General features: G+C 69.7%; 8 protein-coding genes. 4 read left to right on the top strand and 4 right to left on the bottom strand.

The genetic code is table 11. The features are described 5' to 3' along the window. Positions 1–6: 6 nt before the first annotated feature. A complete protein-coding gene (locus tag HR086_RS03690; RefSeq protein ID WP_174455572.1) occupies positions 7–222 on the bottom strand; it encodes a hypothetical protein in 216 nt (71 codons plus the stop codon). A gap of 358 nt (positions 223–580) precedes the next feature. On the opposite strand from HR086_RS03690, the gene HR086_RS03685 reads away from it, so the two are divergent. Further along, complete coding sequence (locus tag HR086_RS03685) at positions 581–6,292, top strand: AAA family ATPase (RefSeq protein ID WP_174464886.1); 5,712 nt, start codon at positions 581–583, stop codon at positions 6,290–6,292. Here HR086_RS03685 and HR086_RS03680 read toward each other — a convergent pair. Together HR086_RS03680 and HR086_RS03675 are read right to left on the bottom strand one after the other, a co-directional pair. After that, positions 6,273–7,244: a sigma-54-dependent Fis family transcriptional regulator gene (locus HR086_RS03680; RefSeq protein ID WP_174463587.1), complete on the bottom strand. Its 972-nt coding sequence runs from the start codon at positions 7,242–7,244 to the stop codon at positions 6,273–6,275. The two genes, HR086_RS03685 and HR086_RS03680, sit on opposite strands and share 20 nt — an antisense overlap. Before the next feature lie 114 nt (positions 7,245–7,358). Continuing rightward, complete coding sequence (locus HR086_RS03675) at positions 7,359–7,664, bottom strand: hypothetical protein (protein WP_174464885.1); 306 nt, start codon at positions 7,662–7,664, stop codon at positions 7,359–7,361. Positions 7,665–7,921: 257 nt separating this feature from the next. Between HR086_RS03675 and HR086_RS03670 the strand changes: the two genes are divergently transcribed. The 3 genes from HR086_RS03670 to HR086_RS03660 all read left to right on the top strand — a co-directional run bounded on the left by HR086_RS03670 (position 7,922) and on the right by HR086_RS03660 (position 13,244). After that, positions 7,922–8,473 (top strand): molybdenum cofactor carrier protein, encoded by a 552-nt coding sequence (locus tag HR086_RS03670; RefSeq protein ID WP_174455672.1) that lies wholly within the window; start codon positions 7,922–7,924, stop codon positions 8,471–8,473. A gap of 81 nt (positions 8,474–8,554) precedes the next feature. Next, complete coding sequence (locus HR086_RS03665) at positions 8,555–8,956, top strand: hypothetical protein (RefSeq protein ID WP_174455671.1); 402 nt, start codon at positions 8,555–8,557, stop codon at positions 8,954–8,956. Positions 8,957–8,963: 7 nt separating this feature from the next. After that, positions 8,964–13,244 carry an AAA family ATPase gene (locus HR086_RS03660; protein WP_174464884.1) on the top strand — a complete coding sequence of 1,427 codons (4,281 nt, stop codon included), beginning with the start codon at positions 8,964–8,966 and terminating at the stop codon, positions 13,242–13,244. On the opposite strand, the gene HR086_RS03655 is transcribed toward HR086_RS03660, so the two are convergent. Next, complete coding sequence (locus HR086_RS03655) at positions 13,237–14,652, bottom strand: radical SAM protein (RefSeq protein WP_174464883.1); 1,416 nt, start codon at positions 14,650–14,652, stop codon at positions 13,237–13,239. The two genes, HR086_RS03660 and HR086_RS03655, sit on opposite strands and share 8 nt — an antisense overlap. Positions 14,653–14,764: the final 112 nt, after the last annotated feature.

Raw genomic sequence — 14,764 nt, 5'->3', positions numbered from 1 at the left:
CTCGAGTTACACCGGTTCCGCATCGCTAGCCGGTGACTGGTAGCCGAGGGCTGAGTGCCGCCGCCGCAGGTTGTACCAGCCCTCGATGTACTGAAAGACGGCCATCCTGGTCTCGGCTCGCTTCAAGGCGGCCCGTCGCTTCCAGGCGGAGTCGCCGGCCTCGGTGACTCCCAGCACCCGGCAGATCGTCGCCACTGCATGCTCGGCCTGGTTCTCGCTCACGAATCGGAACGCTTCTTGGGCGTGCCGACGCCTTCCTGAGCGAACCAGGTCGCGGCCTTGAGAGGACGTCGCGCTCCTCACGCCGAAACTGAAGCAACTCCACTGCTGGACCGAGCGGGGCTGTTCGTTGGAGCCGCTCCTCGCCCCTGAGCACGGGGCGGTGGGCGCTCACTAGCCGACGTACTCTCGGACCCCGAGGCAGGCATGCCGCGAGGCGCACGCAGGAGCTGTTGACGTCCGAGCGGCAGGCGGCCCGCTCCTCTGGACAGGACCGCGCCCGCATCATCCGTTAGTGCCTTCTGAGCCCCGGGGCCTGTCGCGTGTGCAACTTCCCCTGGGAAGTCGTCGAGGGGTCGTGATGCTGGAGCTGGCCGGCTATCAGGACGTGCGAAGAATCTACCGGGGACACCGCTACGACGTGTTCCGCGCCTGGACGCCCGAGGGCGCCGCGCGGGTGCTCAAGGTCGTCCGCGAAGGGCCGCTGGCGGAGAGCAGCGCCGGCCTGCTGCGTCACGAGCACGCGATGCTCAGCGACCTTCGAGACCTCCACGGAGTCGCCCGCGTGGTGGCGCTGGAGGTGGTGGCGGGCCAGCCTGCGCTCGCCATCGAGGACGCAGGACCCCATGACTTGCGGGAATGGCTGCGACGGGGCCCCATCGAGGTGGACCTCTTCCTGGAACTGGCGTGTGACCTCGCCAGCTCGCTGGGCGCGCTGCATCGCCAGCACGTCATCCACCGCGACCTCAACCCCGCCAACCTCGTCGTGGCGCCCGGAGGACGCGGGCTGGTGATGATCGACTTCGACCTGTCCACACGCGTGCAAGGGCTCGTGCACATGGCGGGAGTCCCCGGTGGCTTCGAGGGCACGCTGCGCTACATCGCCCCCGAGCAGACCGGGAGGATGCGCCGCCGGGTAGACCACCGCGCGGACCTGTATGCGCTGGGCGCGACGTTCTACGAGATGCTCACGGGCGAGGCGCCTTTCGTGTCGACCGACGCCGCGGAGCTGGTCCACGCCCTGCTCGCGCTGCCGCCCGTGCCTCCCGTCGACAAGAACCCCCAGCTTCCCGCCATCCTTTCCGACGTGGTGCTGCGCCTGCTCGCGAAGGTGCCCGAGGAGCGCTACCAGAGCGCCGAGGCGCTCGTGGAGGACCTGCGAGAAATCCAGCGACGTTGGCGCGGACCGGGTACGCCCATCGCCTTCGAACTGGGCCGGTATGACCTCGCGCGCGAGCTGGGGCTGCCCGACAGGCTCTATGGCCGCGACCAGGAGCGCGCCGTGCTCGACGCCGCGCTGGAGCGCGCGCGGTTCGGCGCCCGGGAGTGGGTGCTGTTGTCGGGAGCCTCGGGGAGCGGCAAGACGTCCCTGGTCCACGCGCTGCGCGCGCACCTGGGCACGGCGCGCTTCCTCTCCGGAAAGTCCTCGGAGCTGAAGGGCCAGGCACCGTACGCCTCGCTGGTGGAGGCCGTCCGGGGGCTCGTCGTCGGTGTCCTGGAGCAACCTCCCGACGAAGTGGCCGAGTGGCGGCAGCGTCTCCAGGAAGCGCTGGGCACCCAGGGGAGGGTGCTCACCGAGCTGGTTCCCGAACTGGAGCGGCTCATCGGCGAGCAGCCTCCCATCGTCCCCCTGGGCCCTCGGGAGGCGGGCAGCCGCTTCCTCCTGCTGCTCCAGTCCTTCTTCCGCGACCTCGCCACGGACGAGGAGCCGCTGGTGTTGTTCCTCGACGACCTCCAGTGGGCGGACGCCGCCACCCTGGAGCTGCTCACGCGGCTGGTGACGGACCCGGAGCTGCACCATGTGCTGCTCATCGGTGCCTATCGCCCCGGAGAGTGGGGCACGTCGCATCCCCTCTCCCGAGTGCTGTCGTCACTCGCGGGCACCACTGCGGCGCCGCGACTCCTGGAGCTGGGGCCCCTGGACCTGTCCGCCCTGACGACGCTGTGCGTGGACACGCTGCGCTGCGAGCCGGAGCGCGCGCGGGCGCTGGCGCGGCTCGTGCTGGAGAAGACCGCGGGCAACCCCTTCTCCATCAGTCACTTCCTGCGGCACCTGCATCGCACCGGGTTGCTCACGTATGAGCTGGAGGACGGCTCGTGGCACTGGGACCTGGCGCGAATCGAACAGGCGGAGGTCACCGACAACGTGGTGGAGCTGATGCTGGACTCCATCCGTCGGCTCCCCGAGCACACGCAGCGGCTGCTGACGGTGGCCGCGTGCATGCGCGGTCAGGTGGACCTGTGGCTCCTGGCTCGCGTCGTCGATGCCCCCATGGAGGACACGGCGGGAGCGCTGTGGAGCGCGCTGCGTGCGGGCCTGCTCGTCCCGGAGGGGCGGGGACCTCGCTTCCAGCCGCTCCATCCGGAGCCGACGCCGGACGGGCTGACGGAGGGGCAGGCCACGTACCGTTTCGCGCATGACCGTGTGAGACATTCCGCCTACTCGTTGTTGTCGGACGAGGAGCGCCGGGCACTGCACCGGACCATCGGCCGCCGTCTCTGGGAAGACGCCCCGGGCGTGGAGGCCGAGCCGCGCATCTGCGAGGTGGCGGACCACTTCCACCTGGGCGGCGACGTGGTGGAGACCGCCACCGAGCGCCAGTGGCTCGCCGAGCTCAACCAGCGCGCGGGGCGCAAGGTGCGAGACGCCTCCGCCTTCGAGGCCGCCCTGGCCTACTTCATGCGCGCCCGAGTCCTCCTCCCGGAGGACGCCTGGGAGACGCAGCGCGAGCGCATGCTCCGGCTCCACCAGGACGCGGCGGAGTGCGCGCAGCTCACGGGAGACCGCCTCCTGTCCGAGCGCCTCATCGACCAGGCGATGGCGCATGCCACGTCGCCACTGGAGAAGGTGGACCTCTACGTCCTGCGCATGAACGCCAGCATCCTCGGCCGGAATCACGCGGCGGCGCTCCAGCACGCCCGCGAGGGACTGCGACTCTTTGGCGTGGCGCTGCCGGACGGGGATGCCACCGCCGACTTCCAGGCGGAGCTGCCCCAGGTGGTGGAGATGTGGAAGTCCCGCACCGAGGAGGAGCTGCTGTCGGCGCCGCGCATGGCCGATTCGTTGGAGCGCGGCTGCATGCGCCTCTTGATGAGCGCGGGCATCGCGGCGTGGTTCTCCGACCCGCCGATGTTCTCGTTCATCTACACCCGGATGCTGGGCCTCACGCTGAATCACGGCAACAGCGTGTACTCGGCCTTCGCCTACGTGTGCTTCGGCCTCATCCATGGCGAGTCACGGGGCGACTACGCCGCGGGCCACCCCTTCAGTCATCTGGGCATGGAGTTGAGCCGCCGCTTCGCCAACCCGCGTGAGGAGTGTCGCGTCCTCGCCGCCTTCCTCTTCTACATGCGCCACTGGCGCGAGCCCCTGCGCTCGTCGATGCCGTTGCTGCGTCGGGGACTCGCCGCGGGCCTGGAGAGCGGAGAGCCGCAGTACGTCGCCTACCTCCTGGCCAGCATCAGCTTCACCCGGCTGCGACTGGGCACGGAGCTGGACCGCGTCCACGCGGAAGCCGAAGGGGCCCTGGCCTTCGACCGCAAGAGCGGGCAGGGCGCCATGGCGGACACGCAGCTCGCCTTGCGTCAGGCCGTTCGGTGTCTCCAGGGGAGGACGCGCGAGCGGGGAGGCTACGACGACGCGACGTTCGACACGGCGGCCTTCCTGGAGCAGTCGAAAGGCGACCCGACCATCCTCGGTCAGTTCTTCATCCTCCGGCTCCAGACGTCCTACCTGCTCGGGGACCTCGCGGGTGCGCGCGAGATGTTCCGCGCGGCCGAGCCGAACCTCCGCTTCGTGCAGTCGCTCTTCAACGTCACGGAGCACGCCTTCTTCGGCGCGCTCGTGCTGGCGGCCAGTGTGGAGGCTGGGAGCGACGCGGAGCGACAGGCGCGCCGTGCGTATGTCGAGCAGACGTGGCACCGCTTCCGGCACTGGGCGACGAACTGCCCGGAGAACTTCCGTCACCGCCACCTGATGTTGTCGGCGGAGCGGGCCCGGCTGGAGGGGCGCTTCACGGAGGCCGCGGAGCTGTTCGACGAGGCCATCGACCGGGCCCGGGAGGAAGGCTTCCCGCAGGACGAGGCCCTCGCGAACGTGCTCGCGGGACGGCTGTACAGCGCGCTGGGCCGGAAGCGGATCGCCACGCTGTACCTGCGGGCCGCGCGCGAGGGGTATGCGCGCTGGGGGGCGAAGGCCGTGGTCGCCGCGCTCCAGGAGGAGTTTCCGGACATCCAGATACAGGAGCCCGGCATCTGGGACCAGACCGTCACGCCGACGGGGGACGACTTCCGGGGCGCGTCGCTCGACCTGCTGAGCATCCTCAAGGCCGCGCAGTCGCTGTCCGGTGAGGTGGCGTTGGAGCGGCTCCTGGAGAAGCTGATGGCGGTGTGCCTGGAGGTCGCTGGGGCGCAGCGGGGCGCGCTGGTGCTGGAGGAGCAGGGCACGCCGATGCTGGAGGCAGTGGGGGGCGTGGGTGAGCCGATGACGCGGCTCCACGTCCCGCTCGCGGGCGCGGAGCTGGTGCCGGAGTCTCTCCTCGGGCACACCTGGCGCACGGGGGACGCGGTGGTGCTGGGAGACGCCGCGCACCAGGGCCGCTTCGTGACGGATGCGTACGTGGCGCGGCAGCGGGTGAAGTCCGCGCTGGTGGTGCCCATCCGTCGCCACGCGCGGACCATGGGGGTGCTGTACCTGGAGAACAATCTGGCCACGCACGCCTTCACCCCGGACCGTGTGAGGGTGCTCCAATTGCTGTCCTCGCAGATGGCCATCTCCCTGGAGAACAGCCTCCTCTTCGAGGAGCGCAAGCGGGCCGAGGAGGCCGTGCGCTTCCTGGCCGAATCCAGCGTGGTGCTCGCCGAGTCGCTGGATTACGAAGCCACCCTCAAGCGGCTGGCTCGACTGGCGGTGCCCTTCCTGGCCACCGTGTGCGCCATCGACGTGGTGGATGCGTCGGGCTCCATCCGCAGGCTCTCCACCGCGCACGCGGACCCGGCCTCGGAGGGGCTCGCACGGGAGCTCCAGTCGTCATACACGCCGGATTGGGATTCGTCGCAGCCCGCCAACGCCGTGCTGCGCACGAAGGAGCCGCTGCTCATCCCGGTGCTCACCGACGAACTCCTGGCGCGACTGTGTCGGGACGCGCGGCATTTCGCGCTCATCCGCGCCCTGAAGGCCCGGACGTTGATGGCGGTGCCCCTCATCGCCCGGGAGCGTCTGCTGGGCGTCATGACCCTCGTCTCCTCGGTGCCTGGGAAGCGCTATGGGCCCGGGGACCTGGAGCTGGCGCAGGACCTGGCGCGCCGCGCGGCCATCGCCCTGGACAACGCGCGGCTGTACCACGAGTCGCAGGATGCCATCCGCCTGCGCGACGAGTTCCTCTCCATCGCCGCGCACGAGCTCTACACGCCCATCACCGCGTTGCAGCTCTCCGTGCAGGGGCTGGCCCGCAGCGAGGTGCCCACGCGCGACTCCGTCCAGCGCGCCTCCCGTTCCACCCAGGCCCAGACGCGCCGGCTGGCGCACCTGGTGGACGAACTGCTCGATGTCTCCCGCATCCAGACAGGGCGGCTGCACCTACAACTGGAGACCGTGGACCTGGAGGCCGTGGTGCGCGCCGTGGTGGAGGGGCTGGGCGACGCCATCCAGCGCTCGCAGTCCTCGCTGTCGCTGGACCTGGCCCCGGGCTGCATGGGCCGGTGGGACCGTGTCCGGCTGGAGCAGGTGGTGACGAACCTGCTCGCCAACGCGCTCAAGTTCGGCGCGGGGCAGCCCATCGAGGTCCACCTGGAGGAGACCGGAGGCCGCGTGCGCCTGGAGATCGTCGACCAGGGCATCGGCATTCCCGCCGAGCGGCTGCCCCACATCTTCGGCCGCTTCGAGCGCGCCGTCTCCTCGCGGGAGTACGGCGGCCTGGGCCTGGGCCTCTTCATCGTCCGCGAAATCGTCGCGGCCCTGGGCGGGCAGGTGCGCGCGGAGAGCACGCTGGGCGCCGGGGCCCGCTTCACCGTGGAGCTGCCGTGCGAGGGGCCCGTGGAGGAGAGCGTCCCCGTCAGCGCGAGTGGGCCTTGAGGCCGTGCCGCCGCATCAGCTCGAAGAAGGCGCGGCGGTGCTTGCCGCTGGCGCGCGCGGCGGCGGCGATGTTGCCCCCGTGCTCGACGAGCGAGCCCTCCAGCCAGGCCTTCTCGAAAGCCTCCACGACGCGGCGCTTGGCCACCTGGAAGGACTCGCGGGACACCGCGGACATCGGCTCGCGGTGGCCCGTGGGCGCGGGCTCCGCCAGCAGGGGCAGGTCCTCCTCGTCGACACAGGTGCCCGCGCGCGTGCACAGGAGGTAGCGCGCGCAGTTCTCCAACTCGCGGATGTTGCCGGGCCACGCGTAGGTCATCAGGCGATGCCTCGCGGCCTCCGTGAAGGTGACGGGCGCCTTGCCATACTCGTCCGCGTAGCGCCGCAGGTAGTACTCGAGCAGGGGCTGGATGTCCTCGGGCCGCTCGCGCAGCGGGGGCACGTCGATGGGCAGCACGCGCAGGCGGAAGAACAAATCGAAGCGGAAGTGCCCCGCCTGGGCCGCCGCCAGCAGGTCCGTGTTGGTGGCGGCGATGATGCGCACGTCGGAGTGATACAGCCGTGAGTCCCCCAGCGGCCGGTATTCCTTCTGCTGGATGAGGCGCAAGAGCTTCACCTGGCTGGAGAGGGGGAGGGCGTCGAGCTCGTCCAGGAAGAGGGTGCCGTGCTCCGCCTCCGCCACCAGCCCCCGGTTGCGCGTCTTCGCGCCGGTGAAGGCGCCGCCCACGTGGCCGAACAGCTCGTTCTCGAAGAGGTCCGGTGGTAGGGCGCCACAGTTGACGGGGATGAATGGATGGGGTGCCCGGGCGCTCTGCTCGTGGACGAGCCGCGCATACAGCTCCTTGCCCACGCCGCTCGGCCCCTGGATGAGCACCTCCGCGTCGTTTGTCGCCGCGGCTGCGACCAGCTCCATCAGCCGGACGTGAATCGGTCCGTGCCCCAGCACCATGGTCATCGACGAGTCCCCCGTCAGCCTGCGTCACGCGCGCCCCAGGCTCGGGACGCCGTTGGCTCTGTGCCGCCGACGGTTGAACGTACGCCCGGGATTTTCTTCCCTCACGCCGTCGCTTCAGTCGTGGGTGCCGATGTGCTGGTCCCCGTGTCGCTCACAGACCCAGTGGAAGGCACACGAGCACGCCACCGCGCGGGCGCCGGAGCAGCACCGTCCGCCGAAGTGTTCGGGCAAGGGGGCCTCCTCCTCTTCCGGCGGGTCCGGCAACATCAACGGAGCATCCCGCCCCGACTCCGCGGGTAGCGCGTCGCAGCATCCCCGCTTCATGCAGCGGGGGCACAAGGACAGCTCACAGTTGGCGCACCAGTCGAAGATTTCACCGGGGCCACCGCGCCGCTCACATCCACCACAGGTGTCGAACAAGGCCGACCTCCAGGCTTGACGTGAAGGAGGGTAGGGAGGGGGTCTGACAGGTGGAGGGCCCCCGGGGGAGTCACACCCCGCCGCGCGCGCCGTCCTGCAAGTGTCATTTCGGTCTCTGTCCGAGGGTGGATCCTTCCGTCGGTGAACGGCCGACGCCCCCTCTGTGCGGCACTGAACGGTTGCGCCGGGTGCGTCGGACGCACATGGAAGAAGCTTCCGGGAGGGCCGGTCACAGGTCCGGGAAGGAGTGGGCATCCATGCGAAGGGAACGGCGGATCATCGGGGTCTTCGGATCAGGCCAGGAAGAGCACCTGGAGCGTGTCATTCCCCTGGCACGGTGGATCGCCGAAGCGGGGTTCGACCTGCTCACCGGCGCCGGCAGTGGCGTCATGCGGGCCGCCGCGGATGCCTTCGTCCAGGTGGTGGGTCGGCGCGGAATCTCCATTGGCATCGTCCCGGGCACCGTGAAGGACGGCGACTACGTGCCGCGCTCCGGCTACCCCAACCCCGGGGTGGAGCTGGCCATCTACACCCACCTGCCCCTCAGCGGAGAGCAGGGGACGGACCCGCTCAGCCGCAACCACATCAACGTGCTCACCCCCCACGCCCTCGTGGCCCTGCCGGGGGGCGCCGGCACCGCCTCCGAGGCCTCGCTGTGCCTGCGCTACGGCAAGCCCATCATCCTCTTCGGCCCTCCGGAGGCGTTCCGCCGCTTCTCGTCGGAGCTGGAGCGCACCGACTCCCTGGAGCGCGTCGCCGAGTTCATCCGCGCCTCCGTCCGTGAGCCCGCCCGCCCCCTCGCTCCCTGAGCGAGAAAAGCCAGGATTGCTTGGTTTGATCGAGGGCACTCGAAGCCGGGGGAAAAACGACTAGGATGGACGGCTGTCGACATGATCAGCGCCGAATACCCACTCGCCAGCTGGTTCCTCGCCGTCTCGACGACGTTCTTCCTGCTGGTGTTCGCGCTGCCGCTGTTGCTGATGCCGCTGCGCTGGTCCCGGTGGTTCGGCTGGGCGCCGGTGCAGGGGAACACGGACCTGACGGTGTACTTCGGCCGCTGTCTGGGAGGGGTGGCGCTGGCCATCATCCTCACGGTGGTGCGCTACATCCCGGACCCCCGGAGTCAGCCGGCGCTGTTCGAGCTCATCGGCTGGGTGTGCGCGGCGATGGTGGTGGTCCACGCGTGGGGTGCGCTGAGAAGGGCGCAGCCGCTGTCGGAGACCATCGAGACATTCTTCTACGCCGCGGTGGGTGTGGTCGCGATGTGGATTCGCTTCCGGACGTTGGGCTGAGGGCGGCATGTCGTCGGCGGACATCGACCTCGTCCTCTCCTCGCTGCGGCCCTACATCCCCGGCGCGCTGCTGCGCCGCCTGGAGGATACAGAGGCGCACGCGCTGCCTCCGGTGGAGTCGGTGCGCGGCGCCATCCTGGTGCTCGACATCGCGGGCTTCACGCCCATCGTCGTCGGGCTGAGTGGCGAGGGGCCTCGCGGCATCGACGCGCTCCAGCGCCTCCTGGAGAGCTACTACACGGAGATGATCGACGTCGTGAAGGAGCACGGCGGCGACATCTACCAGTTCGCCGGAGACTCCATCCTCGCCTGCTTCGAGCCCGCCGTGAGCGAGGGCGACGCGGAGGCGGTGGGACGCGCGGCGCGGTGCGCGCTGGACGTGCAGCGGCGGCTGGCGCGCTTCTCCCGGCTGGAGCTGTTGGGACAGCGCTTCGCCGTGTCGTCGCGCATTGGCATCGGCGTGGGGGAGTCGCACCGCATCGTCCTGGGCACGACGGGCATGTGGATGCACCCGGCGCTCGTGGGCCACCCGCTGGAGCAGGCGGTGGCCGCGGAGAAGCGGGCCCGCGTGGGCGAGGTCCTCCTGAGCCGCGAGGCGTGGGCGCTCCTGCCGGACCTGGCCCGGGTGGGCGAGGAGCGCGACGGCGCCTTCCGCCTGGAGCCCTCGGTGCCGCTGGAGGCGCGGGCTCCGCCCACGTTCGTCTCCCCTGGTGGCGAGGAACTGGTGGGCCGCTGCGCGCTCCTGCTGCACCCGGTGCTCTTCACTCGCATCACCACCGCGCACCAGGAATTGGGCGGGGACTTCCGAGACCTCACCTGCTTCTTCCTGCGCTTCAAGACGGACCATTCGCCGTCGGAAATCGAGGGCTTCACCCGCGAGCTGAACGCCTTCTACGAGCACGTCCAGCGAGAGAGCGCGCACCACGGCGGCGTGCTGCTGATGACGGACTTCACGGACAAGGGCAACGTCCTCTACGTCCTCTTCGGCGCGCCCACCGCGCAGCAGAACAAGGAAGTGCTCGCCAGCCGGTTGGCGTGCAAGCTGTTGCGTGAGCGCGAGTCCTTCCCGTACGTGCGCGAGCTGCAGATTGGCATCGCCACGGGGCACGCCTACTTCGGCGACATGGGCTCGCCCTGGCGCAAGGGCTACTCGGCGCTGGGCGAGGTGGTGAACCTGGCCGCGCGGCTGATGACGTACGCGGACGGAGTGGGCATCCACATCGACGCGCAGACGGAGCGCAAGCTCCAGGCGGGCGGCTTCACCACGGAGTTCGTGGAGGACGCGACGCTCAAGGGCGTCTCCCGCGCGGTGCCCGTCTACCAGCTCAAGGGCGAGGTGCGCCGCAGCCTCTTCATCAAGGGACGGGGCGGCATCGTCGGGCGCGGGCGCGAGCTGGGGCAGCTCCACGCGGCGGTGGAGGAGTCGCTTTCGGGCAGTGGTCGGCTGTGCGTGGTGTCCGGCGAGGCGGGCATCGGCAAGTCGCGGCTGGGCGCCAAGGTGGTGGAGGAGGCGGAGTCGCGCGGCGCGCGCAGCCTGTACGGCATCTGCTACTCGTACGAGATGTTCACGCCCTTCTTCCCCTGGAAGGAGGTGCTCGTGCAGCTCTTCGGCCTGCACGAGGGCGACGACGTGGACGCGCAGCTCGCGCGGCTGCGGCAGGGGTTCGACGGGCTGGAGGACGCGGGCCCGGAGTGGATTCCGGTGATGGCCGCCCTGCTGGGCCTGAGCGTGGAGGAAGACGCGGCCACGGTGGGGCTGGACGCGCGGCACAAGAACCAGAAGGTCTTTCAAATCATCTTCCAGCTCCTGGAGAAGCACGCGCGCAAGACGCCGCTGCTGTTGTTCTTCGAGGACCTGCACTGGGCGGACAACATCTCCGTCGACCTCATCGAGTACGTGGCGGCCCGGCTCGCGCCGCTGCGGCTGACGCTGCTGGTGACGATGCGGCCCGGTGAGCAGCTGCGCAACGTGCGCGACGACATGCCGGGGTTGTGCCGGTTGGACCTGTCCAGCCTGGAGGACGAGGACACCCGCGCGCTCCTGCGCGTCCACCTGCGCATGGAGCCGCCAGACACGGCGCTGGAGGACGTGCTCCTGTCCAAGGTGCAGGGCAATCCGTTCTTCGCGGAGTCCATCGTCCAGGGGCTCGTCGAGGGCGGCTACCTGGGGCCGGTGTCGCCGGGTGCGTCGCGGCGGGAGCTGAAGCGGAGCCTCCAGACGCTGGTGCTGCCGGACTCCATCCAGGACGTGGTGCTCGCGCGCATCGACCTCTTGAGCGAGACGGAGAAGCTGGTGGTGAAGGTGGCGTCTGTCATCGGCCGCATCTTCACGCTGGACGCGGTGGCGGCGCTCGCGCCGGGCTCGGTGTCCCGCCAGCGCATCCGCGAGGCCATCGACACGCTGACGCACCTGGGCCTCATCCTCCTGGAGGTGGAGGAGCCCTACACCTGCATCTTCAAGCACATCGTCATCCGCGACGCGGCCTACAACACGCTCATGGTGTCGTCGCGGGAGGACCTGCACCGGCGCCTGGCGCGCTTCCTGGAAGCCCGTGCCGGTGAGAACACGGCGGCGTCCGCGGGCATCCTCGCCTTCCACTTCCTCGCCGGGAACGACGAGGTGAAGGGCCTGGAGTACACGCTGATGGCGGCCCGAGGGGCGCGCGGTCAGTACGCCAACGACGACGCCCTCCACCACTACAACCGCGCCATCGAAATCCTCGCCGGCACGGTGGAGTTGGACCCGGACGAGGTGCTGCTCAAGACGCGCCGGGTGATGCAGGAGCTGGCGGAGACGCTGCTGCAGGCGGGCAACTACGCGGGCGCCATCCACATGTTCGAGCAGTGCCTGGCGGACGAGGAGCTGGTGTCACGCCGCGCGGAGCTGCACCTGGGCCTGGGGCGAGCCCATCAGGAGAAGGGCGAGTCCAAGCGGGCCATCCAGGAGCTGGAGCGGGCCATGGAGTTGATGGGGCACCGCACGCCGGGGAGCCTGCCCGCGCTCGTGGTGCGCACGCTCCTGGCCTTCGGGCTGCACCTGCTCTACGCGCTGTTCCCCTGGTTGGCGCGGCCCCTGGGCTCGCGGCTGCCGCTGTACCTCAAGCAGCTGACCACGCTCATCTCCCTCATCAAGATCTACTACTTCAAGGACATCGCCAAGCTCACCTGGGCGACCATGGTGGCCACCATCATGGCGGAGCGCTCGCGCGGTGAGCGGGGCCTGAGCCTGGCGAGCAGCTATTACGGCTCGCTCTTGTTCGGCTCGGGCTTCCTCGGGCTGTCGAAGCGCTGGTGTCTGCGCGCGTTGGACTACGCGCGGCGGGCGAGAGATCCCTCGGCGGAGGGCATCGCCCTGAGCCGGCTGGCCACGCTGTCCGTCTTCAGCAACGACCTGGCGCAGGCGACGCAGTACGCCGAGCAGGCCATGTCCCTGCTGCGCCAGGTGCGGGACATGTGGGAGGTGCAGACGGGGCTGATGATGCTGGGCTCCAGCCAGTTCCTCGCCTCGCGCTTCGAGGGGGCCGAGCGGGCCTTCGTGGAGATGGGGAAGATGGGCGAGGAGCTGCACGCGCTCATGCACCAGGGGTGGGCGCACTCGTGGATTCCCATGTGCCGCTACCTGCGGGGCGAGGGCGAAGTCGGCGAGCTGTGCGCGGAGCTGGAGCAGGGCCTGCGCATCAGCATCGAGGTGCAGGACCTGGCCAACCAGTGCGCCAGCCTCAACCACCTGGTCAACGTGACGGTGCGCGAGCATCAGGTGGAGGAAGCGGGGTTGATGGCGGTGCGCGCGGACGAGGCGCTGTGGCGCTACCACGTGCTGGTGCCCTTCCTCCACATTGGCCTGGTCGACGCGGCGGAGGGCGCGCTGTTCGCGCTGGAGCAGGGCGCGGTGGCGGTGCCGCGGGAGACGCTGTGGGCCATCATCCGTCGCTGCCTGTTCAAGGCACGGCTGTTGGGGCGGCGCTACCCGTACCTGAAGGGGCCCGCGATGCGGGTGACGGCGCGCGCGCTGGCGCTGAAGAAGGGCGGCAAGGCGGCGGAGTCGCTGTTCCTGCGCGCCATCGCCTTCCTGGAGGACACGCCGAACCGGTGGGAGACGGGCGTCGCGTACCATGACGCGGCCGTGGCGCTGCCGCACCGGCGCGTGGAGTTCCTGGCGCGGGCGCGCGACATCTTCCAGTCCATTGGTGCCCAGGCGGAGCTGCGGCGCCTGGACCGGTTGGAGGCGGAGCTGGGCCTGACGCCGCCTGCCCCGGTGGAAGCGCCTCGCGCCGTCGCGCTCAGGTGATGCGCTGGGGCTGAAGTCCGAGCGCCGCCATCTGCTTCGTGTCCCAGTCCTCCAGCGCGTCCATGCCGGCGATGTAGCGGCGGGCCGGGTTCTTCAGCGGGTTGCGGATGCTGAGGATTTCGGGCCCGGCGAAGAGGATGGTCTGCTTGTAGCGGGGCAGGTTGCTCAAGGTCAGCTTGGACCAGTAGTGCCGGGCGATGTTCGGCAGGCTCCCCAGCTGCGCGCAGAGCCGGTGGAAGTGGTCCACGACCTCGGAGGGGTGCAGGTTCTTCGGCCGGTGGCAGAGCGTGTAGCCGTCGTAGTCGCGGCTGACGGTGCCGGGCAGGAGCCGGTCCTCGGCCTGCAGTTCTCGGAAGAACGGCGTCTCCGGGTAGGGGCTGACGATGCCGAGGAACGTGACGGAGAAGTACTGCAGGTCCGCGAGGTACTCGGGGATTTTCTCCAGGTACTCATTGGTGTCGCCGTCCGAGCCGACGATGAGGCCGAAGGACAGGAGGATTCCGGCGGAGAAGGTGCGGCGGATGACGGCGTCGACCTCGGAGAGCGTGTTCTGCCCCTTGTTCATCGCCTTGATGGACTCGGGGTTGAGCGACTCCAGACCGGTGTACACGTAGCGGCAGCCGGCCTTGGCCATCAGGTTCACCAGCGACGCGTCCTTGAGGACGTTGAAGGTGAGCGCGCAGCCCCAGGTCTTCTTGAGGGGAATCAGCGCCTCGCACAGCTCGCGCAGGTACTTGGGCGAGCCGCCCAGGTTGTTGTCGAGGAAGATGAAGGCGTCCTTCATCAACCCCAGGTAGTTGGGGTTCCAGCGCATGCGCGTCTGGATTTCGTCGATGACCTGCGCGACGGGGCGGTAGCGGTAGCGCTCGTGGCCGGTGAGGACGCAGAAGTTGCAGCGGAACGGGCAGCCGCGTGACGCCTCGATGCCGGGCAGGCGCACCTTGTTGTTCGTGAAGTCGATGAGCTCGTAGCGATACGGCTGGATGGCGGTGGGGCCGAGCGAGGGCCGCTCGTAGCGCTTCTGGAGCTGGCCCTTGTCGAAGTCCGCGATGAGGGCGGGGACGTTGGACTCGGGCTCGCCGGTGATGACGGCGTCGAAGTACAGCGCCACGTCGTCGGGGAAGTGCGTGGCGTGACGGCCGCCGGCGACGGTGGTCATTCCGCGCTGGCGGAACAGCGTGGAGAGCACCTTGGTGTGCTCGTAGTAGGAGTGCAGGTACGAGAAGAAGACCAGGTCCCAGTGCCGGTCCAACGGGATGTCCACCTCCTTCTCGTTGAAGACCTCCACCTCCGCGTGCTCGGGGCACAGGCCGGCGATCAGCTCCGGCACGGAGGACTGCATGATGGAGGGTTCCTTGATGCGCAGGCGCGTGGGGTGCGTGTACGTGGCGATGACGGCGATCCGCATGCGAGGCTGTGGCTCCAGGATGAAGCGGCGCGAGCGAGGATTCGCCGTCGACAGTCGGAGTCTCCCCCTCGTGAGACCGTGTTCCCAGAATCCTCCGGGTGAGCCGTCTTGG

This window comes from Myxococcus sp. CA039A, assembly GCF_013336645.1.
Lineage (GTDB): Bacteria > Myxococcota > Myxococcia > Myxococcales > Myxococcaceae > Myxococcus > Myxococcus llanfairpwllgwyngyllgogerychwyrndrobwllllantysiliogogogochensis.
The sequence above is the reverse complement of the archived record's forward strand: the minus strand, read 5'-3'. Positions and strand labels throughout refer to the sequence as shown.